Source organism: Acidovorax sp. GW458-11-26-14-TSB4, assembly GCF_059423865.1.
Genome location: NZ_JBWKYR010000001.1, coordinates 310,679 through 329,539, shown reverse-complemented (window position 1 = coordinate 329,539; position 18,861 = coordinate 310,679). Strand labels below are relative to the sequence as shown.

The 18,861-nt window shown below is 66.7% G+C and carries 17 protein-coding genes; 6 read left to right on the top strand and 11 right to left on the bottom strand.

Annotated elements, in window-relative coordinates; all coding sequences use genetic code 11:
• Positions 1 to 62 precede the first annotated feature (62 nt).
• The 5 genes from AC07X5_RS01540 to AC07X5_RS01520 all read right to left on the bottom strand — a co-directional run bounded on the left by AC07X5_RS01540 (position 63) and on the right by AC07X5_RS01520 (position 4,221).
• Complete coding sequence (locus AC07X5_RS01540; protein ID WP_494768793.1) at positions 63 to 1,199, bottom strand: tetratricopeptide repeat protein; 1,137 nt, start codon at positions 1,197 to 1,199, stop codon at positions 63 to 65.
• Positions 1,196 to 2,872 carry a DUF4384 domain-containing protein gene (locus AC07X5_RS01535; protein WP_494768792.1) on the bottom strand — a complete coding sequence of 559 codons (1,677 nt, stop codon included), beginning with the start codon at positions 2,870 to 2,872 and terminating at the stop codon, positions 1,196 to 1,198. Before AC07X5_RS01535 ends, AC07X5_RS01540 begins: the two co-directional genes overlap by 4 nt.
• Before the next feature lie 43 nt (positions 2,873 to 2,915).
• Entirely contained in the window at positions 2,916 to 3,272 is a 357-nt protein-coding gene (locus AC07X5_RS01530; protein WP_494768791.1) for a hypothetical protein, read from the bottom strand.
• 174 nt (positions 3,273 to 3,446) lie between these two features.
• Positions 3,447 to 3,743, bottom strand: a complete 297-nt coding sequence (locus tag AC07X5_RS01525; RefSeq protein ID WP_221480051.1) for a hypothetical protein — start codon at positions 3,741 to 3,743, stop codon at positions 3,447 to 3,449.
• A gap of 106 nt (positions 3,744 to 3,849) precedes the next feature.
• Entirely contained in the window at positions 3,850 to 4,221 is a 372-nt protein-coding gene (locus AC07X5_RS01520) for a hypothetical protein (RefSeq protein ID WP_409962655.1), read from the bottom strand.
• Positions 4,222 to 4,894: 673 nt separating this feature from the next.
• Between AC07X5_RS01520 and AC07X5_RS01515 the strand changes: the two genes are divergently transcribed.
• A complete protein-coding gene (locus tag AC07X5_RS01515) occupies positions 4,895 to 5,554 on the top strand; it encodes a phage tail protein (RefSeq protein ID WP_409962657.1) in 660 nt (219 codons plus the stop codon).
• Positions 5,555 to 5,583: 29 nt separating this feature from the next.
• Here the strand turns inward: AC07X5_RS01515 and AC07X5_RS01510 are convergent, their stop codons facing one another.
• The 3 genes from AC07X5_RS01510 to AC07X5_RS01500 are packed head-to-tail and all read right to left on the bottom strand — an operon-like array spanning position 5,584 to position 7,782.
• Positions 5,584 to 6,591, bottom strand: a complete 1,008-nt coding sequence (locus AC07X5_RS01510; RefSeq protein WP_494768790.1) for a sulfotransferase family protein — start codon at positions 6,589 to 6,591, stop codon at positions 5,584 to 5,586.
• Positions 6,557 to 7,297, bottom strand: coding sequence for an aspartyl/asparaginyl beta-hydroxylase domain-containing protein (locus tag AC07X5_RS01505; RefSeq protein WP_494768789.1), 741 nt, complete (start codon positions 7,295 to 7,297; stop codon positions 6,557 to 6,559). Before AC07X5_RS01505 ends, AC07X5_RS01510 begins: the two co-directional genes overlap by 35 nt.
• Complete coding sequence (locus AC07X5_RS01500) at positions 7,294 to 7,782, bottom strand: GNAT family N-acetyltransferase (protein WP_409962663.1); 489 nt, start codon at positions 7,780 to 7,782, stop codon at positions 7,294 to 7,296. Before AC07X5_RS01500 ends, AC07X5_RS01505 begins: the two co-directional genes overlap by 4 nt.
• A 110-nt stretch (positions 7,783 to 7,892) precedes the next feature.
• Between AC07X5_RS01500 and AC07X5_RS01495 the strand changes: the two genes are divergently transcribed.
• The 4 genes from AC07X5_RS01495 (at position 7,893) to AC07X5_RS01480 (ending at position 12,131) form a co-directional block, all read left to right on the top strand.
• A complete protein-coding gene (locus AC07X5_RS01495; RefSeq protein ID WP_494768788.1) occupies positions 7,893 to 8,192 on the top strand; it encodes a DUF6916 family protein in 300 nt (99 codons plus the stop codon).
• A gap of 477 nt (positions 8,193 to 8,669) precedes the next feature.
• On the top strand, positions 8,670 to 10,991 hold the full coding sequence (locus tag AC07X5_RS01490) for an NADP-dependent malic enzyme (RefSeq protein ID WP_494768787.1): 2,322 nt from the start codon (positions 8,670 to 8,672) through the stop codon (positions 10,989 to 10,991).
• A 155-nt stretch (positions 10,992 to 11,146) separates the two neighbouring features.
• Entirely contained in the window at positions 11,147 to 11,560 is a 414-nt protein-coding gene (locus AC07X5_RS01485) for a guanyl-specific ribonuclease (protein ID WP_409962673.1), read from the top strand.
• 145 nt (positions 11,561 to 11,705) lie between these two features.
• Positions 11,706 to 12,131 carry a barstar family protein gene (locus tag AC07X5_RS01480; RefSeq protein WP_007854744.1) on the top strand — a complete coding sequence of 142 codons (426 nt, stop codon included), beginning with the start codon at positions 11,706 to 11,708 and terminating at the stop codon, positions 12,129 to 12,131.
• Between the two features lie 504 nt (positions 12,132 to 12,635).
• Here the strand turns inward: AC07X5_RS01480 and rsmA are convergent.
• From rsmA to AC07X5_RS01465, 3 genes are all read right to left on the bottom strand, one after another.
• Positions 12,636 to 13,424, bottom strand: coding sequence for a 16S rRNA (adenine(1518)-N(6)/adenine(1519)-N(6))-dimethyltransferase RsmA (rsmA, locus tag AC07X5_RS01475; RefSeq protein WP_494768786.1), 789 nt, complete (start codon positions 13,422 to 13,424; stop codon positions 12,636 to 12,638).
• A 356-nt stretch (positions 13,425 to 13,780) separates the two neighbouring features.
• On the bottom strand, positions 13,781 to 15,172 hold the full coding sequence (locus tag AC07X5_RS01470; protein WP_494768785.1) for a peptidylprolyl isomerase: 1,392 nt from the start codon (positions 15,170 to 15,172) through the stop codon (positions 13,781 to 13,783).
• A gap of 14 nt (positions 15,173 to 15,186) precedes the next feature.
• Positions 15,187 to 17,607: an LPS-assembly protein LptD gene (locus AC07X5_RS01465; RefSeq protein WP_494768784.1), complete on the bottom strand. Its 2,421-nt coding sequence runs from the start codon at positions 17,605 to 17,607 to the stop codon at positions 15,187 to 15,189.
• Positions 17,608 to 17,705: 98 nt separating this feature from the next.
• Between AC07X5_RS01465 and AC07X5_RS01460 the strand changes: the two genes are divergently transcribed.
• Complete coding sequence (locus AC07X5_RS01460) at positions 17,706 to 18,848, top strand: aminoglycoside phosphotransferase family protein (RefSeq protein WP_494768783.1); 1,143 nt, start codon at positions 17,706 to 17,708, stop codon at positions 18,846 to 18,848.
• Positions 18,849 to 18,861 lie beyond the last annotated feature (13 nt).

The window sequence follows — 18,861 nt, the reverse complement described above, 5'->3', positions numbered from 1 at the left end:
CGGTTGGTCGTTGGGCGGGGCCCCTGCCCTCACCCGCCCGCAGTGCGGGCGCGGGCTGGACTTTAAGGGGGTGTGGCGCTGTCATCGGTAACAGGCGGTGTCCAACGTAAGCTGGTGAGATTCCACAGCGGGTCTTCACTGCGCCGGGGGCGGTCGGACAGCATGTCGCGCCCTTCCTTGCCGGAGTCCGTGCGGGCATTGATGCGCGTGGCCAGCTCCTCCATCCAGGCCGCATCCACGCCGCGCGCGGAGTTGTCGCGCGAGGAGCGGCTGAAGACCAGCGCCAGGAATTCGCGCGCGCTGCGCGATCCGGCGTCGGCCGCGCGGCGGTACAGCTGGATGGCCTGGGCGAAGTCGCGCTGCACGCCTCCCTTGCCCTGGTGGTACAGCTGGGCCAGCTGCAGGGTGGCGTCGGCATTGCCGTCGTCCGACAGGGTGCGCAGGCGCGCCAGCGTGGCCGACTCGCTGGAGCGGTTCTGGCGCTCCAGGCGCAGGTAGTTGGCGCGGGCCACACCGTAGCCCTGGGCCGCGGCGAGCACGTACATCTCGCGTGCCCGCTCCAGGCTGCCGTCGAGCTCCCAGGCCACGGCCAGGTCGTTCATGGCCAGGGGGTCGCCGTCCTGCGCGGCCTGTTCCAGCAGGCGGCGCGCGTCGCGCAGCTTGCGCGGGCCGGTGATCTGGCCTTCGAGCAGTGACTCGATGTAGGTGGCACGCACCAGGCCGGCGGCGCGGGCCTTGTGCAGCCATTCGCGGGCGGCGGACAGGTCGCGCATGCCGCCGGCGTTGTCCACGCCCAGCAGGTAGCCGAAGCCGGCCATGCCGCGCACATCGCCGGCCTGGGCCGCGCGGCCCCACCAGCGCCGCGCCGTGGCCGCGGCCTGGGGCAGGCCGGGGTTGGTGTGGTAGTACATGCCGACCTGGACCATGGCATCGGCATCGCCGTCGTTGGCGGACTCGATCAGGCTGTTGAGCACCTGTTCGGTATTGGCCGAGGGCAGGCGCAGCGAGCCGCCGGGCGTCTGGGGCGTGCGCACGGCGCTGCCCTGGGGGGCCGAGGCCGGCTGCGCCGAAGGCAGCTGGATCACGGCCTGGGCGGCGCCGGTGGCGGCCGCGCAGCAGGCGGCCAGGGTCCAGCGCAGGGCCGTCCTGCGTGCCCGGTCGGCGGGCACGCCCTGGGGTGGCAGGCGGGCGGTGCTCATTTGGCAGGCCGGTTGGGGTTGGCGTTGCGGGCGCGGCCGGCGGCGGGTGCGGGCTCGGGGGCCTGCACGTTCCAGTCGAGCGAGGTGCTCATCACGCCGACGCCGGCCTGCTCGAAGGCGCTCTGCACCTGGGCCAGGCTGGTCACGCTCTTGATCGGCTCCAGGTTGGCGCTGGTCAGCGTGGCCGGGATCTGGCCCTTGAGCGGCTGGGCCGTCATGGCGCAGAACATGTTCTCGGTGCCGCCGCGTGCCGTCTCGATCAGGAAGGAATTGGGCTTGCTGATGTCGGGGATGAGCACGCTGGTGCGGCCCTGCACCGTGGCCGAGGGCTGCATCGGGTTCGGGTAGACCTGGCTGATGGAGCCGCCCGCGTCCTGGTAGTAGCAGTAGAGGTAGCCGGTGCGCGGTGGCACGACGCGCACCACGATGGCTTCGCCGACCTTGAGGTCGCGGTCCTTGCGGCCGACCATGCTCAGCGCGATGGTGCGCGGATCGGGTTCGTTGGCGGGCAAACCGCTGGGGCGGGCCACGAGCTTGTCGTCTGCGTATTCGGGCTTGCGCAGCTTGCCCTCGGCCGACATGCCCACGAAGCTGCGCATGAGCCGGGTGTAGGTCTCGAAGTTGACCACGCCCACGGGCGTGAGGTCCTGCGAGGCCTGGTACTGGGTCACAGCCTTGCGGAAGGCGGGCGAATCGCTGCCGTCCGTCGTACCGCTCCACATGCCGTGGGTCTGCAGCACGCGCTGCGCCAGGCTCCAGCGCTCGGTCACGCTGGCCTCGTCGAACCAGGCGCGCATCTGGCGCATGAACTCGGGGTGGTTTTGCTCGTAGTCGATGCAGTCCCAGTACGGCACCTTGGCCCACTTGCCCACCAGCTCGATGGCAGCCAGGTCCACCAGCAGGCGCACGGCGGCGCCAGCGCCCTGGTTGTTGTCGGCCGCCACCTCGTACTGCACGCCCACGCGGTAGATGTGCTTGGGCAGGCCGGTGGCCTTGGCGCCGATCTCCACCGCCTTGCCGCCGGTGGCCACGATGAGCTCGTTGGCCGATTCGATGCCCGAGTACAGCGTGCGCGTGTTCATGTCCCCGAGGTGCAGATCCAGGCCCACGGCGCTGCCCAGCACGTCCCAGCTGTAGCCGGTATCGGTGGCGGCGGTGGAGATGCCCAGGCTCTGGCGCTTGGAGACCACGGTCTTGTCGCCGAAGCTGATGGCGCCCGAGATGTAGATCTGCGGCTTGCGCAGCTCCATCTGGTTGTTGTTGAGCAGCAGGCTGGTGAGGGTCTGCACCGTGTCCTGGCGCAGCGCGTCCACCTCGTAGTCCACCACGCGGAAGGCCTGGCTGGTGCGCGACATGCGCGACAGGGCCGTGATCAGCATCTCCTTGGTGCCGGTGCTGAACAGACCCGAGGGGTCGGGGATGTTCTTCACCGCGATCAGGGTGGTGGGCGTGTTCTCGGCGGCCAGCATGCGGTCCATGCAGGCCAGGCCTTCGCGCAGCACGGAGCCCGATTTGCTCGGGGTGACCAGGGGCGCCTGCTCCACGGTGCCCTGTTCGATGATGTTGACGCGGTCGCTGACATTGGGCTGGATGGCGCAGCCCGACATCAAAAGTGTCAGGGCCGAAAGAGCCAGCAGGCGGCGGCGCGGCGAGGAGCTGTTCTTGTTCTTCATGCTGGAAACCGTTGGGTGGTGTGTTGTTGTGGAGGTGCGGGGACTACTTGCAGAGGTTGATCACCGGGCCTTGCACCACGATGACCTGGTCGTTGTTGGCGGTGCCGAAGCGGTTGCCGATGCCCGATTCGCCCTCGGGCACCTTGGGCGCGCCGATGTTGGTGGCGCAGCTGCTGCCGCTGGGGCCGGTGACGAGCTTGCGGTCCACCGTGGCCAGGGTGTCCTCGGCATCGATGCGGGTGCGCGAAAGCACGTTGGTGACCTTGGTGCGCGAGGCCGGGTCGAGCCCGCTGCGCCCGGCCGGGGGCTTCTGGACGGGTGTCTGGGCGAAGGCGGCCGAAGACGCTGCGGCGGCGCACGCGCCGAGCAGGCACAGTGCGGCGAGACGATGGGATTTCATGGTGTGCTTCTCCTCTATAGGACCTGTGCAAAGTCTTTTGCACCGGCATCCGTGCGGGCCAAAGGACTTTGGACAGGTTTCCCAAGGGCGCGCAGCAGCGCTACTGCGCGCCTTGTTCTTCTGTCTGGGTGTGCGGATTCCGGGGATCCGCAGGCGCTCGGTGCGCCGAAGGGCTTACTTGCCGTCGTTGGAAGCCAGGTTCTGCTCGGCCTTGGAAGCGCCGAAGGCCATGTTGGCGACAGCGCCGTTCTTCACGGAGACTTCCTGGGTGTTGTTGCCGCCGATCTTGACGTTGCCCTTGTTGGAAGCCAGGTTCTGCTTGGCGGTGGAGGCACCGAAGGCCATGTTGGCCACGGCGCCGTTCTGCACGGTCACCTTCTGGTTGTTGTTGCCGCCGATCTTCACTTCTGCGTGGGCAGCGCCAGCGACGAGAACCAGAGCGGAAATGGCCAGTGCGAAAGTCTTTTGCATAATGAACTCCATTGATAAAGATAAAAAAGAAAGGCGCCAGATAGATAATGGCTGCCACGGGAAAATCCGGTTGATCTTCAATAACCTACCGGAGGTTTTGGCGGAATTACCTTCCACCAATATTGACAACACTTTTCACGCCCTTGCCAGCGGCCTGGTTGAGGATCGGGCCCTGGACTGAAATCACCTGGCTGCCAGAGCCGGCACCGGCCCCTGTGCGCGAGGCGATATTCAATTCGCTGTGGGCGCCGAAGGTCGCGGCATTGAGCACGGCACCGCGCACCACCACCTGCTGGGAATTGCCACTGATGACCTGGGCACCCTGGGTGGACGAGATATTCATCACGGCGGTGCCGCCTGTGGCGGCCACGTTCGCGGCGCCACCAATCAGATCGACGGTCTGCTGGTTGCCGCCGCTGTGGGCGAATGCGGGGGCCAGGGCCGCTGCCGCAATCCAGGGAGAAATCAAATGCTTCATTCCAGATTTCCAATCGATTCAAGTTCTGCTTGCCGTTAATCGCATTCAGGTCGCTGCCTGTTTTCATGCCGCGGTGTGTTTGCGATTTGTTGGACGAAGATTAGCAAGGAACTTTCTGAATTTTTCAGGTCCAAGGGCAGTTTCGAGCCCGTTCGTGACAAATTCATTAAATTGGTGCAGATCTCGCAGAAGTGCTCCCAACTGCGCAAAACTTCTCAAAATCGGCGATGGCGCCATTTTTGTATTGCAATATATGCAACAAAAAGAAAGCAAAATGGATTTTCCATATGAGAACCAAAACATATGGATACATTTCTGGAAAATGAATACATATGTGACAGCGCCGTGGAAGCCCTCAAGAACCCTGCCGAAGTGCCTTGCCGGATGCTCCGGGGTCGAAAAAAGTGGGGGAAAGACGCCAGCGAAGGTGGCAGGGCAACCTCAGCAACCCCCGGTGCCGGTCGAAGCGATGGGGTGCACGGCGGCTGGCCAGCCCAAGCGCTGCAGGGCAGTTCCGCCGCCATCCATTCATACAGCGGTGGCACACCGGCTCGGTGGCCGATGCGTGCCGAGACACGGCGCTGCGGTGCGTGCAATTTCTTCGTTGACCGCTTCTGCCATACCGCCATAGCATCACGGCGCCTTACATACCCACTCTTTTCAAGGAGCTCTCATGGAAGCATTTCTGGGCACTATCCTGCCCATCGGGTTTACCTACGCGCCACGTGGCTGGGCGTTCTGCAATGGACAGTTGCTGCCCATTGCCCAGAATTCGGCACTGTTCGCGTTGTTGGGAACGGTGTATGGCGGCAACGGGACGACCACCTTTGGCCTGCCGGACCTGCGTGGCCGGGTTCCGGTCGGTTCGCAGGGCAATGGCCCGGGAATTTCTCCCATCGCGCAAGGTGAGATGGCGGGAACCAACAACACCACCGTGATCGCCAGCGGCACGACCTCGGTGACGCTGGGCGTCGCCAACCTGCCCGCCCACACCCACGCGGTCACCGTCGATTCCGCGGCATTCACCACCACCGTGCAGGCGTCCACGGGTACGACCGGCACCAGCACCACCCCGACCACCGGCGCCTTTCTGAGTGCTTCGCCCGGGGGGCCCGGCAGCGCCTCCATCTACTCGACGACCCCGAGCGGACAGGTCAATCTGGGCGGCGTGGGCACCGCCATTGCGGCCAACGCGGTGACCGCGGCCAACACGGGCAGCGGCCAGACCCTGCTGGCCCCCGTGACAACCAACGGCACCGCGTCCATCATGCAGCCTTATCTGGGCGTGAACTTCATCATCGCCCTGGAAGGCATCTTCCCATCCCGCAACTGAGCGCGGGCGGGGTCAGCCAGGCCCCGTTGTCACTGCGGCTGCGCGAGCAGCCGCAGCCGTTCCAGTTGCGCATGGCACCGGGCCGCCTCCTCCAGGCGCCCGGATGCCGGCCGGGGCGGCTGCACTGGCGCAGGGTCGCCCTGGAACGGGCTGCCCGCATGCTTGGAATGAAAGCCCGAGCGTGCCTGCAGCGCGGCGAGTTCGCCGGGCGTGCACTCCATACCCAGCCTGTCCAGCAACCCTTGCCAGATCACCCCTGGAAGCTGGCGATAGTCCATCAGCACCAGGTCCGACGCGGTCGCCATCGCGAGGCCGCTGCGGTACAGGCTTTCAAGCACCCGGATGGCATGGCCGTCCAGGTCGCCGGGCGCCAGCTCCGGGGCACCGGGCGGGTGCACCAGGTCTGCCAGGCGCGACAGGTCGATCAGCCCTGGCACCATCTGCCGGCCGCGCTGGCGGCGGTGGGATGCCAGCACTTCGCCGGGCTCGCGGTACAGGAACACGATGGGGGTGCGCGGGAACGCGGCCTGCACGAAGGGAATCCAGGGCAGGTGCCAGCAGTCGAGCTTGATGACCAAGTGCCGTTCCGCAGGGCTGCGCCTTTGCCCCAGGGCGGCCACCAGCCGCTGGAAGGTGTGGGTGCCGCCGCTCTGCTGAGGGTGCCGGTGGTGCAGCCGGAAGAAGGCATCGAGCGCCGGGGGCTCCGACAACACGATGCACTGCGGCAGGGTGGCCAGCGCCTGGGTGAGCAGCGTGGAGCCGCAGCGCGAAACGTGGAAGATGAAGGCCGTGGGCGGCACGCCGTCGGGCAGCCCGTCCAGCGCGGACAGGGGAGTGGCAGTCAACCTGCGTTCCTCCCGCGCTTGCTGGACCAGGCTGTCCTCGAAAAACGGGGCGGTGAAACGCTGCTCGCCCAGAAAGCGCCACCAGACCGTGGCGGGGTCGTGCTGCAGGCTCACCGGGAACCAGCCCTGCAGGGACCCCCTCTCGGCGATGCCCACCTCACGGCCGCGCAGCAGTGCCTGTTCTGCGAGCATGGATTTCCTGCAATCGGGCGGCCAGTTGTGCACCGACCGCATGGCCATTGTCCAGCAGCCTGGCGATGGCCTGCTGCACGTTGTCGTCGTTGAGGGAGGCATCGCCATAGGGCGGGTCTTCGCGCAGCACCCCGCCGGCGGCCAGGAACAGCTGCGTGAGCCACGGGTTGGTCACGCAGTCGATCATCAGGTGGATGCGGGCCTGCGCGCCACGGTTGTGGGCACCATGCAGGCAGCTGGCATTGAGGTACCAGGCATCGCCCGCCGAAAAATGGACCTCTTGGCCATCGATGCGAAACAGGGCCTGCGGCGAGGTCTGCACGGGGATGTGCAGCCGGGTCAGGCCGTCCTCCAGGGCCCCGCCATCGTCACGGTGCTCGTGGATCACCCCTCCCGCTTCCAGGCCCATCAGGCGGATGGAGGTCTTCTCGCACTGGAACTGGTCGATGGCATGCCGGAAATACGGGCAGCGGGCCAGGAGGGGGGTGTCCTCGAAGTGGCCACCCTCCACCGGCATGATGTGGTCGACACGGCCATCGACAGAGCGCAAGGGAATGCATCCCCAGCCCTTTTCATAGGCGGAGGTATTGAAATGGTTGATCCATTGCGCACTGGCCACGCGCTGCAGGTCTTCCTGCAGGCGGGCCAGGTCGAAGGACAGGGGCAGTTTCAGGTAGGGGGTGGGTGCCACGGCGGTTGTGCTCATGCGGGCGCTCCGCGCCAGACCATCTGCGCGCGCAGTCCATCCTCGGAGACGGTGGCGAAGCCCAGCTTGCGGTACAGGCCTTGCGCCGCATGGTTGCCATGGACCACGGCCAGGCACAGCGGCAGCCCCCGCGCCAGCGCATGCGCCTGCAAGGCCGCGAGCACGGCGCTGGCGGCGCCGCCGCGGCGCGCCTGCGCAATGATGGCAATGTCCACCAGGCGCAGGTCCTGGGGCGCGGTGTCCACCACCACGCGGCCGATGGGCAGGCCCGAACGCAGCAGCAGCCATTGGCGGGCCTGGGGAAACTGGTGGCGGAATCCGGCTTCCTGCGCGTTCTGCTGCATGGCCACCAGCGCCAGCAGCTGTGCGGGATCGGGCACGGCCTGCTGCAGGTCCTCTCGGGTGGAGAAATACAGCGCCTGCACAAAGGCCTGGTCGGCTTCGGTCCTCTCCCGCAGGGCAAATGGTTCTGGCAGTGGGTACACAGTGGGTTACCGGCTGTACGATGGTTGGTGGGATCGTGAAACCCGCCTATTTTGGCAAAGGGAACGGCCCGCATCCAACATTGAATTACCCATTCCAACGGACGCAACCGATGAGCACCACTTTTGAACCCGTGCATGCTGCAGTGGGCAGCCAGTTTGTCGCACACACCCAGCAAGGGCCCGTGGAGCTGGTGCTGGTGGAGGCCCAGGAGCGGCCACGCGGCCATCTGCCCGAGCCTTTCCGCACCCCCTTCTCCCTGCTCTTCACGGGACCCGAGGCGCCCCGGCTGGCGCAGGACACCTACACCCTGGACCACGCGCAGCTGGGGCGTATGCAGTGGATGCTGGTGCCGGTCATGCCCGATACCAGGGCGCCGAACGTCCCGCGCTACGAGGCGGTGTTTGGCTAGGGCGTGTCATCATTCATTTTGCCCCCGCGAAAGCCTGCAGCGCGGCGCAGTGCAAGGCGCCCTGAGCGCCGCGTAGCACGGCTACGCAAGCGAGGGGCAACGCCGCAATGCGGCGCGCTGCAGGCTTTCCCTTCGGGCTGGCCCCGGCATGCGGCGTCTGCTTTGTCGCCCGGCTTGACCATAGTCCACTATGGGCTGCGCCGCGCTTCGCGCATCCATCCGCATGCCGGGGCCAGCGCGGGGGCGAAATGAATGATGACACGCCCTAGGGCGCGAAGATGCGTGGTGGGCTGCATGCGGTTGCGCAAGCCGGCGCTTTCCAACCCGGACAGCAAAACTGTCCCACCCAACTAAGCAGATTCGCTTACTAGGGTTTTTACCGAAGGCGGCCTACAATCCCTTCCCCCGGAACGTGTAAGCATGTTCCTACAAGCGCTGACCGACGCCCCGCGAACACCCCAAGCTGGAGACAACTGAATGCCCGAGAACACCACGGCCGAGAACAACAACAACCAATCCGACAAGCGCGCCCAGTTGCGCCGCGCCGCTCTCGAGTACCACGAGTTTCCCAAACCCGGCAAGATCGCGATTGCCGCGACCAAGCAGATGATCAACCAGCACGATCTCGCGCTGGCCTATTCGCCCGGCGTGGCCGCTCCCTGCGAAGAGATCGTCAAGGACCCCAACGCCGCCTTCAAGTACACCGCCCGGGGGAACCTGGTCGGCGTGGTGACCAACGGCACGGCCGTGCTGGGCCTGGGCGACATCGGCGCGCTGGCGGGCAAGCCCGTGATGGAAGGCAAGGGCGTTCTGTTCAAGAAGTTCTCGGGCATCGACGTCTTCGACATCGAGATCAACGAGAAGGACCCCGAGAAGCTGGTCGAGATCATCGCCAGCCTGGAGCCGACCTTCGGCGGCATCAACCTGGAAGACATCAAGGCCCCCGACTGCTTCTACATCGAGCGCAAGCTGCGCGAGCGCATGAAGATCCCGGTCTTCCATGACGACCAGCACGGCACGGCCATCGTGGTCGGTGCGGCCATCCTCAACGGCCTGAAGGTCGCCGGCAAGGACCCCAAGGACGTCAAGCTCGTGACCTCGGGTGCCGGTGCCGCCGCCCTGGCCTGCCTGGGCCTGCTGGTCAAGCTGGGCATCCGGCGCGAGAACATCTGGGTGACCGACCTGGCCGGCGTGGTCTATGAAGGCCGCACCGAGCTCATGGACGAGGACAAGATCCAGTTCGTGCAAAAGACCTCGGCGCGCACGCTGTCCGAGGTGATCGAGGGGGCCGACGTGTTCCTGGGCCTGTCGGCCGGCGGCGTGCTCAAGCAGGACATGGTGCGCAAGATGGCGCCACGCCCGCTGATCTTCGCGCTCGCCAATCCCAACCCCGAGATCCAGCCCGAAGACGTGAAGGCCGTGCGCGACGACGCCATCATGGCCACCGGCCGCACGGACTACCCCAACCAGGTCAACAACGTCCTGTGCTTCCCCTACATCTTCCGCGGCGCACTCGACTGCGGCGCGACCACCATCACGCTGGAAATGGAGATTGCCGCGGTGCACGCCATTGCCCAGCTGGCCCAGGCCGAGCAGAGCGAGGTCGTGGCCGCCGCCTACGTGGGTGAACAACTGGCCTTCGGCCCCGAGTACCTGATCCCCAAGCCCTTCGATCCGCGGTTGATGATGATGATCGCCCCAGCCGTGGCCCAGGCGGCGGCCGACAGCGGCGTGGCGCTGCGCCCCATCACCGACATGGATGCCTACCGCGACAAGCTGCAAAGCTTCGTCTACGCCTCGGGCTCGATGATGAAGCCCATCTTCGCCGCCGCCAAGGCCGCCGCCAAGAAGCGCGTGGCCTATGCCGAGGGCGAGGAAGAGCGCGTGCTGCGCGCTGCCCAGATCGTGGTCGACGAACGCATTGCCCGCCCCACCCTGATCGGCCGCCCGGCCATCATCGCCGAGCGCATCCAGAAATTCGGCCTGCGCCTGCGTGAGGGCGTGGATTACGACATCGTCAACGTCGAGCAGGACCACCGCTACCGCGACTTCTGGCAGACCTACCACCGCATGACCGAGCGCAAGGGCGTGACGGTGCAGATCGCCAAGATCGAGATGCGCCGCCGCCTGGCCCTGATCGGCTCCATGCTGCTGCACAAGGGCGAGGTCGATGGCCTGATCGTGGGCACCTGGGGCCACACGGCCCTGCACCTGAACTACATCGACCAGGTGATCGGCAAGCGCGCCGGTGTCTGCACCTACGCCTGCATGAACGGCCTGCTGTTGCCCGACCGCCAGGTGTTCCTGGTGGACACGCACGTCAACTACGACCCCACGGCCGAGCAGTTGGCCGAGATCACCGTGATGGCCGCCGAGGAGATGATGCGCTTTGGCATCAAGCCGCGCGCCGCCCTGCTCTCGCACTCCAACTTCGGCAGCAGCAACCAGCCCAGCGCCGTGAAGATGCGCCAGACCCTGGAGCTGCTGCGCGTGCAGGCCCCCTGGCTGGAAGTGGACGGCGAGATGCACGGCGACGTGGCCCTCGATGGCAAGGCCCGCGCGGCCATCATGCCGCACAGCGATCTGATCGGCGACGCCAACCTGCTCGTGCTGCCCAACATCGACGCCGCCAATATTTCCTACAACCTGCTCAAGACGGCAGCGGGCGGCAACATCGCCATCGGCCCCGTGCTGCTGGGTGCGGCGCAGCCGGTGCACATCCTGACGGCCAGCGCCACCGTGCGCCGCATCGTGAACATGACAGCACTCACCGTGGCCGATGCGAACGCATCTCGATAAGTGATTGATTGATAGCAAGCACTAACTTATTTTGCTTGCAGACCCTCCAGGCGCCTGCCCAATCTTTGTGCAGGCGCTTGCTTTTTGGGGACCATTGAGTCACACTACGGGCTCGAAATTTCGGGTTAACCCGTAGTTTCTGAAAGGTGTTGTTGATGCTGAAGGCTGTAGCCACCCGGGCGCGCAAAGCAGGGTTTTTGTGTGTGGTGGGTGTTGCGTTTGCTCTTTCCCCGGTGGTGGGGCAGGCCCGCCAATCCCCCTCCACCCACGACGGTTCCACCACCTCCATCGCTTTGGCCGAGTTGCCGCCCCAGGGGCGTGCGACGTATGCGCTGATCCGCGAAGGGGGCCCGTTCCCGTACGACAAGGATGGAACGGTATTCGGCAATCGCGAACGGTTGTTGCCCGCCCACAAGCGCGGCTACTACCGGGAATACACCGTCAGAACACCAGGCTCGCGCAACCGCGGAGCCCGGCGCATCGTGTGTGGCGGCCAGCCCCGGACCCCGGACGCCTGCTACTACACCAGCGACCACTACGCCAGTTTTCGCGAAATCGTCGAAAAATGACGCCCGATGCACCGTACCTCGCCGGTTTTTTGTTTTTCCGGCAGTGAGCGGTGCGCGCTCTTGAATCCCCCACCCGCAAGCCGTACCCTGTGCGGTCTTGCGGACAGCCGAAGTTTTTGGACTTTATAAAGAAAGAGTAGCGGAGATGCAGACGCCACTTCGTAAAGACCTGGAAACGCCACTGCGTGGCGTGCGCACCAACATCGTGCAGTCCATCCGCGCGTTCCGCGTGCAGGACCTGCAGGATGCAGCCACTTCCCTGGGCCAACACTTCCTGTATGCCAACCTGGCCCATGCCCAGTCCAAGCAGGACGTGCTGGACCTGATCGCCGGGCAGTTCACCTTCCCGTCGCACTTCGGCAAGAACTTCGATGCGCTGTACGACTGCATGACGGATCCCTTGCACAAATCGGGCCCGCAGCCCGGCTTCATCGTGGTGCTGGAGCAGATCCCGGCCACGGGCAAGTTCGACAAGGAAGCGCGCGAGCAGCTTCTGGACATCTTCCGCGATGCAGCCGACTACTGGAGCGACCGCAAGATTCCGTTCCGCTGTTTCTATTCTTTTCTGTAGCCCGTTCTGCATCCACCAGCCAAGCAGAACGGGCGAACGAGGCTAACGAAGCACAGAAGACCACCGTCCAAGGCATCGAGATCCCCTCCGACCCCGCCGCCGAAAAGATGCCCACCGACAAGCTGGTGGACGTGTCCCCCCTGGCGCTGCGCATGAGCAGCCCGTTCAACGCGGGTTACTGGCTTAGCGCGGCGTAGCAGGTACATCCCCCTGAGGCGCTGACGCGCCTTCACCCCTTCTCTCGAATTACTGCGTAATTCGGGAAGGGGGACACCACCAGCGCGGCGGGGCGGCCAAAGGAGCCCTCTGCGCAAATCCCTGCGGGCGCTGGCGGCACGGACTCGGGCGGTCCGCTGCGTTGCTTCTTTTGCCAATAGCGTGGCTATTGCCGGCAAGAAGACGCCTTGCGGCCCATCCCGATCCGTACCACCATCGTCCGCGAGGTTTGCGCAGAGGGCTCCTGCGCGGCTGCCAGGGCCCTTTGGCAGAGCGTTTCGTTTTTGATCAGGCCTTGGGGCTCATGGCGGCGGCCAAGGCCACGTATTCGTCTACCGGGACTTCTTCGGCGCGGCGTTGGGTGTCGAAGGGGCCGGGGTAGGCTTTGGCTTCGAGCCAGCGGCCCAGGGTGTGGCGCAGCAGCTTGCGGCGCTGGCTGAAGGCGACCTGGACCAGTTCTTCCAGCAGGGGTTCGCTCAGGGGCACCGGTGCCTCGCGGGGCACCATGCGCACCACGGCGCTGTCCACGCGCGGGGGCGGGTCGAAGCTCTCGGGCGGCACGAAGAGCACGTTCTCCATGGCGTAGCGCCACTGCAGCATGACCGACAGGCGCCCGTAGTCGCCGGTGGCGGGCGAGGCCACCATGCGGTCGATGACTTCCTTTTGCAGCATGAAGTGTTGGTCCTCGATCACTGCCACATGCGCGAGCAGGTGGAACAGGATGGGCGTGGAAATGTTGTAGGGCAGATTGCCCACGACCCTGAGCTTGAGCGCCGGCTGGGCCACACGCTCACGCCAATCTAGCGCCAGCTGCGTGAAGTCGACCTTGAGCACGTCCGACTCGATCACCTCGAGCTGCCCATGCAGCCGCAGCCGCAGCGCCAGGTCGCGGTCCAGCTCGATCACCGTGAGGCGCCCCAGCCGCTCCACCAGCGGCTGCGTCAGCGCCGCCAGCCCCGGCCCGATCTCCACCATGGGCTGCCCCGCCTGCGGCGCAATGGCATCCACGATGCCATCGATGATGCCGTGGTCGGACAGAAAGTGCTGGCCAAAGCGCTTGCGGGGTATGTGTTTCATGTCAACTGGACCGTGCAGCAGCCCCGTGAGGCCGCGTGAAAAAGCGAAAGCGCCCAGAACCTGAGCGCGTGTGCGGTGAATGATGCACCATCCGCCGATGGCTGTGCTACTGGGATACTCGCCGTTCAACCCCACCCTGGCGGAGTTCGCCTGATCGATCAACCGCAGTGCACGGTGCGAGGGCGAACCGGCCGCCGCGCCGGGCCGCCCCAAGCAAGGCCTGGCCCCCTTGGGGGGCAGCGAACCACACGCAGTGGGGAGCGTGGGGGTCCTTGCCTTGCGCCGGGCCGCCCCAAGCAAGGCCTGGCCCCCTTGGGGGGCAGCGAACCACACGCAGCGGGGAGAGCGTGGGGGCTTTATTGCGGTGGCTCCCGGTACTCGACATAGGCGCGGCCGCGCAGCTCCTGCGCCCAGGTGGCGTAGGCCTCCTCGATCTTCTTCTCGCGCACGGCGTCGCGCACCATGTCGCGCTGTTCGCGCTGCGTGAGCTTGGCCTCGCGGCGTTCCATGAGCTGGATCAGGTGCACGCCAAAGCGCGAGACCAGGGGTTCGCTGATGTCGCCGGGCTTGAGTGTGCTGAGCGCCTGCTCGAATTCAGGCACGTAGCGGCCGGGGCTGGCCCAGCCCAGGTCGCCGCCCTGCTTGGCACTGCCATCCACCGAGTTCTCGCGCGCCAGGGTGGCGAAGTCGGCTTGCCCGGCCAGGATGCGGCGGCGGTAGTCGGCCAGGCGTGCGGCGGCTGCGGCCTCGGTCAGCTGGGCGCTGGGGCGCAGCAGGATGTGCCGCGCGCGGTTCTGCACCACGGTCGAGGGCAGGCCGGCCACGTTGCGCTCCACCACCTTCAGGACGTGAAAGCCGGCCGGCGAGCGCACCGGGCCGACGATGCCGCCCACGGGCTGGCCCTGCACGGAGTTGACGAACAGCTCGGGGTAGCGGTCGGCCGGGCGCAGGCCCAGCAGGCCACCGGCACGCTTGCCTTCGGGGGCGTCGGAGAATTCGGCGGCCACGGCGGCGAAATCGCTGCCGGCGGCCCGCGCCTTGTCGGCCGCGCTCTGGGCGCGGGCCTGCAGTTGTGCCACCTGGGTGGGCGTGGCGTTCTCGGGCACCAGCACCAGCACGTGGCCGAGGTTGATCTCCATCGACGATGCGTCGGTACCCGACTGCTGCTCGCGCAGGAACTGGTCGATGTCCTGGTCGCTGACCTTGACCTTGGAATCCACATCGCGTTCGCGCAGGCGCTGCATCAGCAACTGGGTGCGCAGCTCTTCGCGAAAACGCTCTGGGCTCGTGCCCTCGCGGGCCAGGCGGCGGTGCATGTCCTCGAGCGTCATGCCGTTTTGCTGGGCAATGCCCTGCTCGGCCTGTTTGAGGGCGAACTCTTCCACCTTCACACCCATCTCCTTGGCCTGCTGGATCTGGGCCTTTTCCAGGATCAGGCGTTCGAGCACTTCGCGCGCCAGCGACTCGCGCGGGGGCCGGTTGCCACCCTGCTGCTGTGCCAGCTGTTGCTCGACCCGGGCCAGGCGTGCACGCACCTCGTTGTTGGTGATGGGCTCGGAATTGACCACCGCCACGATGAAGTCGGCCGATTGCGGGCCCTGGTTCGCGGCGGGCAGGGGCAGGTTCAGGGCCGGGGCAGCGGCCGGGCGGCCGGTGTTGCCCTGAATGCGCAGGCCCTGCGCGAGTGCACCCCCGGAAGCGAGGGCAGCCAGGCAGGCAAATGCCAGTGCGGAAACACGGTGGTTCATGGCGATGTTGTCAGTCAGTCGTAGTTGCTGAAGCGGCTGGGCGAGCCAACCTGGTCGCGCAGGTTCTGGTAGCGCGGCACATTCTGCTTGAAGGTATCGAGGGGGCTGGAGCCCAGGCTGAGGCGGGAGAACCCGACGAACTCGATCTGGAACAGCAGGCGGGTATTGGAGGTGGAGACGCTGTTCTGCAGGCGCTCCAGCACCACGCGGCCGATCCAGCAGCAGCCGTCGTATTCGAGGCCGACCACGCTGTCCACCAGCTTGCGGTCCTGCATGCTGAAGTTCAGGCGGCCGATGGTGTACCAGCGGCCGGGGCCCTGGCCGCGGCCCGGACCCAGGTCCTGGCCCTTGTCGCCCCACAGGTCGTTGAGCGGCCATTGCCAGCCGATGTCGATCTGCTCGCTGGTGCCGCGCTGGAAGCGGTAGGCGGCGCTCACCGTGCGGTAGTTGCCGGGGCTGTAGCGCGCGCCGATGGTGGAGCGGATGGAGCGCCGGGTCTTGGGGTTGTACTGCACCGTGGAGTCATAAGCCCAGTTCTTGGTCCAGTTGATGCCCGCGCCCACGAGGATGTCCGACAGGCGCTCGCTCACCGGGGCAGCGCCCGGCAGGGTCACCTGCTGGTCCGAGAAGCGCACGCGCTGCGCCACGCCGAAGCGTGCCGCCTCGGCGCCCGAGTCAGGGTCGATCAGGCGCGTGGTCACGCCCATGGTCAGCAGGTTGTTGTCCGCCAGGCGGTCGTTGCCGCCGAACGAGTTCTCCGTATAGATCGTGGCGAAGTTGAAGTCGTTGAGTGCCGTGTCGTACAGCGGCAGCTTGCTCTGGTCGCGGTAGGGCGTGTAGGTGTAGAACGCCCGGGGCTCCAGGGTCTGCAAAAAGGAGCGGCCGAAGAACGTGGCGTCGCGCTCGAACACCAGGCCGCTGTCCAGGCTGAAGGTCGGCAGCGTGCGGCTGGCCGAGCGCGAGCCGTCGCTCAGCGGGCCATCGAACTGGTACTGCGTGGTGTGCAACTGCAGGCGCGGCGTGATGAAGCCGGCGGGCGCAAGGAACGGCCGGCTGATCTGTGCGACGGCGAAGGTGCGGTTGGCGTCGGGCTGCTTGGTCAGGAAGCGGTCGGCCTGGAAGCGGGTCGTGTCCAGCTGCACGCTGGCATCGAAGCCGCCGGCGAGCATGGTCGGTTCGTAGTGCCACACCAGCTGCGGCATGCGGTCGTAGGGTGGCACGATGGGGGCCGAGACATCCTGCAGCGTCTGCCACTTGAGCGCCCGGGCCCGCACCGACATGTCGCCGGCGCCCCAGGTGAGCGTCGCGTCGCCGGGCAGCAGGCGCTGGCGCAGCGGCTCGGAGACGCGGCCAAAGTCGCGCCAGTAGTTGTCGTCGCTCACCCGGTTGAGGTTGAGGTTCAGGTTCAGGCCGCCGATGGGCGAGGCGATCAGGGCGTCGTGCTTGCCTGTGAAGCCCCAGCGGTCGCGGTCGCGCAGGCGGTCCGAGGGCATGTAGTCGCCGCTGATCTGGCCCACGTAGGTCGGTTCCAGGTAGCGGAACTCGCCGCCCAGGTTGGTGCCGCGCTTGGACAGCACGGCCGCGCGCAGCGTGGCGTCGCGGTTCGGGGCAATGTTCCAGTAGTAGGGCTGCGAGTAGGCCACGCCGTCGCGGCTGTCCAGCCCGAAGGACGGGGGCAGCAGCCCCGACTTGCGCTTGTCCGACAGCGGGAAGGTGATGCGCGGGATCGGCAGCAGCGGGATGCCCTTGAATTCCAGCACCGCGTTCTCGGCCGTGCCCACTTCCTCTTCGCGGTCGATGCGGATGGTCTTGGCGCGCAGCACCCAGTCGGGCTGCCAGGAGGCCTCATCGTCTTTCTGGCAGGTGGTGTAGGTGGCGTCGTGGACGACGGAGCGCTGGCGGTCGATGAAGTCCACGCGCGAGGCATCGCCATGGGCCTGGGTGGCCAGGAAGCGGTAGCGCGCGTCGTTGAAGAAGCCCTCGAAGGCCTCGACCCGCAGGTCGAGCGCCGTGCCTTCGTAGATATTTCCGGCGCGGTTGATGCGCACGTCGCCGCGGGCCTTGGCCAGGTCCTCGGGCACGTCGTAGTCCAGGCGGTTGGCGCGGATCACCGTGTCGCCACGGCGCAGCTCGGCGTTGCCCTCGATGGTGGCGTTCAGGTCGGTCTGCCCGCTGATGTGGTCGCCGGTGACGAAGATCGGCAGCCGGGGGCGCACCGCCTCGGGAATGGCTTCCTGCAATTGTGGCGAGGTGCGCAAGGCCGGCGGGGCGTCCCATGCGCTGGGCGCGGGGCTGGCGCCGTCCTGCGCCAGCGCGGCCAGCGGCAGGCCGCACCAGGCCAGTGCCACGCCATAGGCCAGAGCACGCGGCACCGGTGGGCGCAGCCGCGCTCCGGGTGCCGTGGCGGGCCGGGTCCGAGAGGAAGAGGTCTGCACGGTGGGGGGCTTGCGGCGTGGCACGTGGGACGGTAGGGGCTGAGGCTGAGGAAGGTCAACCCGCGCCTGGGGAGCGGGTCGGTAAAATTGGATTATCCATGAGCCACCCTTTCCCCCCACCTTCCGCCCCCACGCCGGCCCCTGCGCCGGGGCAAACCCCCTCTTCCAGCACCGTCACCTGGCCCGACGCCGCGCGCCATGCCGCGTTCGACGCCTGGCTGGCACCGCTGGTGGGTGGCCACCAGCTGAAGCCCGAAACCCTGCGCCCGGCCTCGGCCGACGCGAGCTTCCGGCGCTACCTGCGCATCGACACCGCGCTGGGAACCAGCTGCGTCGTGATGGATGCGCCGCCGGACAAGGAGAACTGCCGCCCCTTCGTGCAGGTGCAGCGCCTCTTGGCCGATGCCGGCCTGAACGTGCCGCAGATCCTGGCCTGGGACGAGGCGGGCGGCTTCATGCTGCTGTCCGACCTGGGGCACCAGACCCTGATCGAGCTGCTCGACTCCGAAAAGCCCAAGGACGCCTATGCCTGGTACCAGCAGGCCACCGATGTGCTGCTGCAGTGGCAACTCGCCTCCAAGCCCGGCGTGCTGCCCGCCTACGACGAGGCGCTGCTGCGCCGCGAACTGGCGCTGTTCCCCGACTGGTACCTGGCAAAGCACCGCGGCATCACGCTCGATGCCGGGCAGCAGGCCACGCTGTCGAGCGCCTTCGACGCCATCGTGGCGCACAACCTCGCGGCCCCGCAGGTCTACGTGCACCGCGATTTCATGACCCGCAACCTCATGGTGCCGGTGCAGGCGGGGGCACCGCTGGGCGTGCTCGACTTCCAGGATGCGGTCTACGGCCCCATCACCTACGACATCGCCAGCCTGATGCGCGACGCCTTCATCAGCTGGGAAGAGGAATTTGTCATCGACATTACGGTGCGTTACTGGGAGAAGGCGCGCAAGGCGGGCCTGCTGGGTGCGACCAGCGCCAGCGGCTTTGGCGATGACTTCGGCGAGTTCTACCGCAGCGTGGAGTGGATGGGCCTGCAGCGCCACTTCAAGGTGGCCGGTATCTTCGCCCGGCTGACCCTGCGCGATGGCAAACCCAGGTACCTGGCCGACGCGCCGCGCTTCCTGAACTACATCCGGGCCACAACCAACCGCTACCGCCAGCTGGGCCCGCTGCTCAAGATGCTGGACGCCATCGAAGGCACCGAGGCCCCGATGGGCTATGCCTTTGGTCGCGTTTGAATTGCTCTTGAAG

Excerpts from the sequence above, each read along its gene's own strand:
- AC07X5_RS01535 (WP_494768792.1), bottom strand. The coding sequence starts at position 2,872 with ATGAAGAACAAGAACAGCTCCTCGCCGCGCCGCCGCCTGCTGGCTCTT.
- AC07X5_RS01485 (WP_409962673.1), top strand. The coding sequence starts at position 11,147 with ATGCTGAAGGCTGTAGCCACCCGGGCGCGCAAAGCAGGGTTTTTGTGT.
- AC07X5_RS01495 (WP_494768788.1), top strand. The coding sequence starts at position 7,893 with ATGAGCACCACTTTTGAACCCGTGCATGCTGCAGTGGGCAGCCAGTTT.
- AC07X5_RS01490 (WP_494768787.1), top strand. The coding sequence starts at position 8,670 with ATGCCCGAGAACACCACGGCCGAGAACAACAACAACCAATCCGACAAG.
- AC07X5_RS01540 (WP_494768793.1), bottom strand. The coding sequence starts at position 1,199 with ATGAGCACCGCCCGCCTGCCACCCCAGGGCGTGCCCGCCGACCGGGCA.
- AC07X5_RS01525 (WP_221480051.1), bottom strand. The coding sequence starts at position 3,743 with ATGCAAAAGACTTTCGCACTGGCCATTTCCGCTCTGGTTCTCGTCGCT.
- rsmA (WP_494768786.1), bottom strand. The coding sequence starts at position 13,424 with ATGAAACACATACCCCGCAAGCGCTTTGGCCAGCACTTTCTGTCCGAC.
- AC07X5_RS01480 (WP_007854744.1), top strand. The coding sequence starts at position 11,706 with ATGCAGACGCCACTTCGTAAAGACCTGGAAACGCCACTGCGTGGCGTG.
- AC07X5_RS01460 (WP_494768783.1), top strand. The coding sequence starts at position 17,706 with ATGAGCCACCCTTTCCCCCCACCTTCCGCCCCCACGCCGGCCCCTGCG.
- AC07X5_RS01470 (WP_494768785.1), bottom strand. The coding sequence starts at position 15,172 with ATGAACCACCGTGTTTCCGCACTGGCATTTGCCTGCCTGGCTGCCCTC.
- AC07X5_RS01515 (WP_409962657.1), top strand. The coding sequence starts at position 4,895 with ATGGAAGCATTTCTGGGCACTATCCTGCCCATCGGGTTTACCTACGCG.
- AC07X5_RS01530 (WP_494768791.1), bottom strand. The coding sequence starts at position 3,272 with ATGAAATCCCATCGTCTCGCCGCACTGTGCCTGCTCGGCGCGTGCGCC.
- AC07X5_RS01505 (WP_494768789.1), bottom strand. The coding sequence starts at position 7,297 with ATGAGCACAACCGCCGTGGCACCCACCCCCTACCTGAAACTGCCCCTG.
- AC07X5_RS01520 (WP_409962655.1), bottom strand. The coding sequence starts at position 4,221 with ATGAAGCATTTGATTTCTCCCTGGATTGCGGCAGCGGCCCTGGCCCCC.
- AC07X5_RS01510 (WP_494768790.1), bottom strand. The coding sequence starts at position 6,591 with ATGCTCGCAGAACAGGCACTGCTGCGCGGCCGTGAGGTGGGCATCGCC.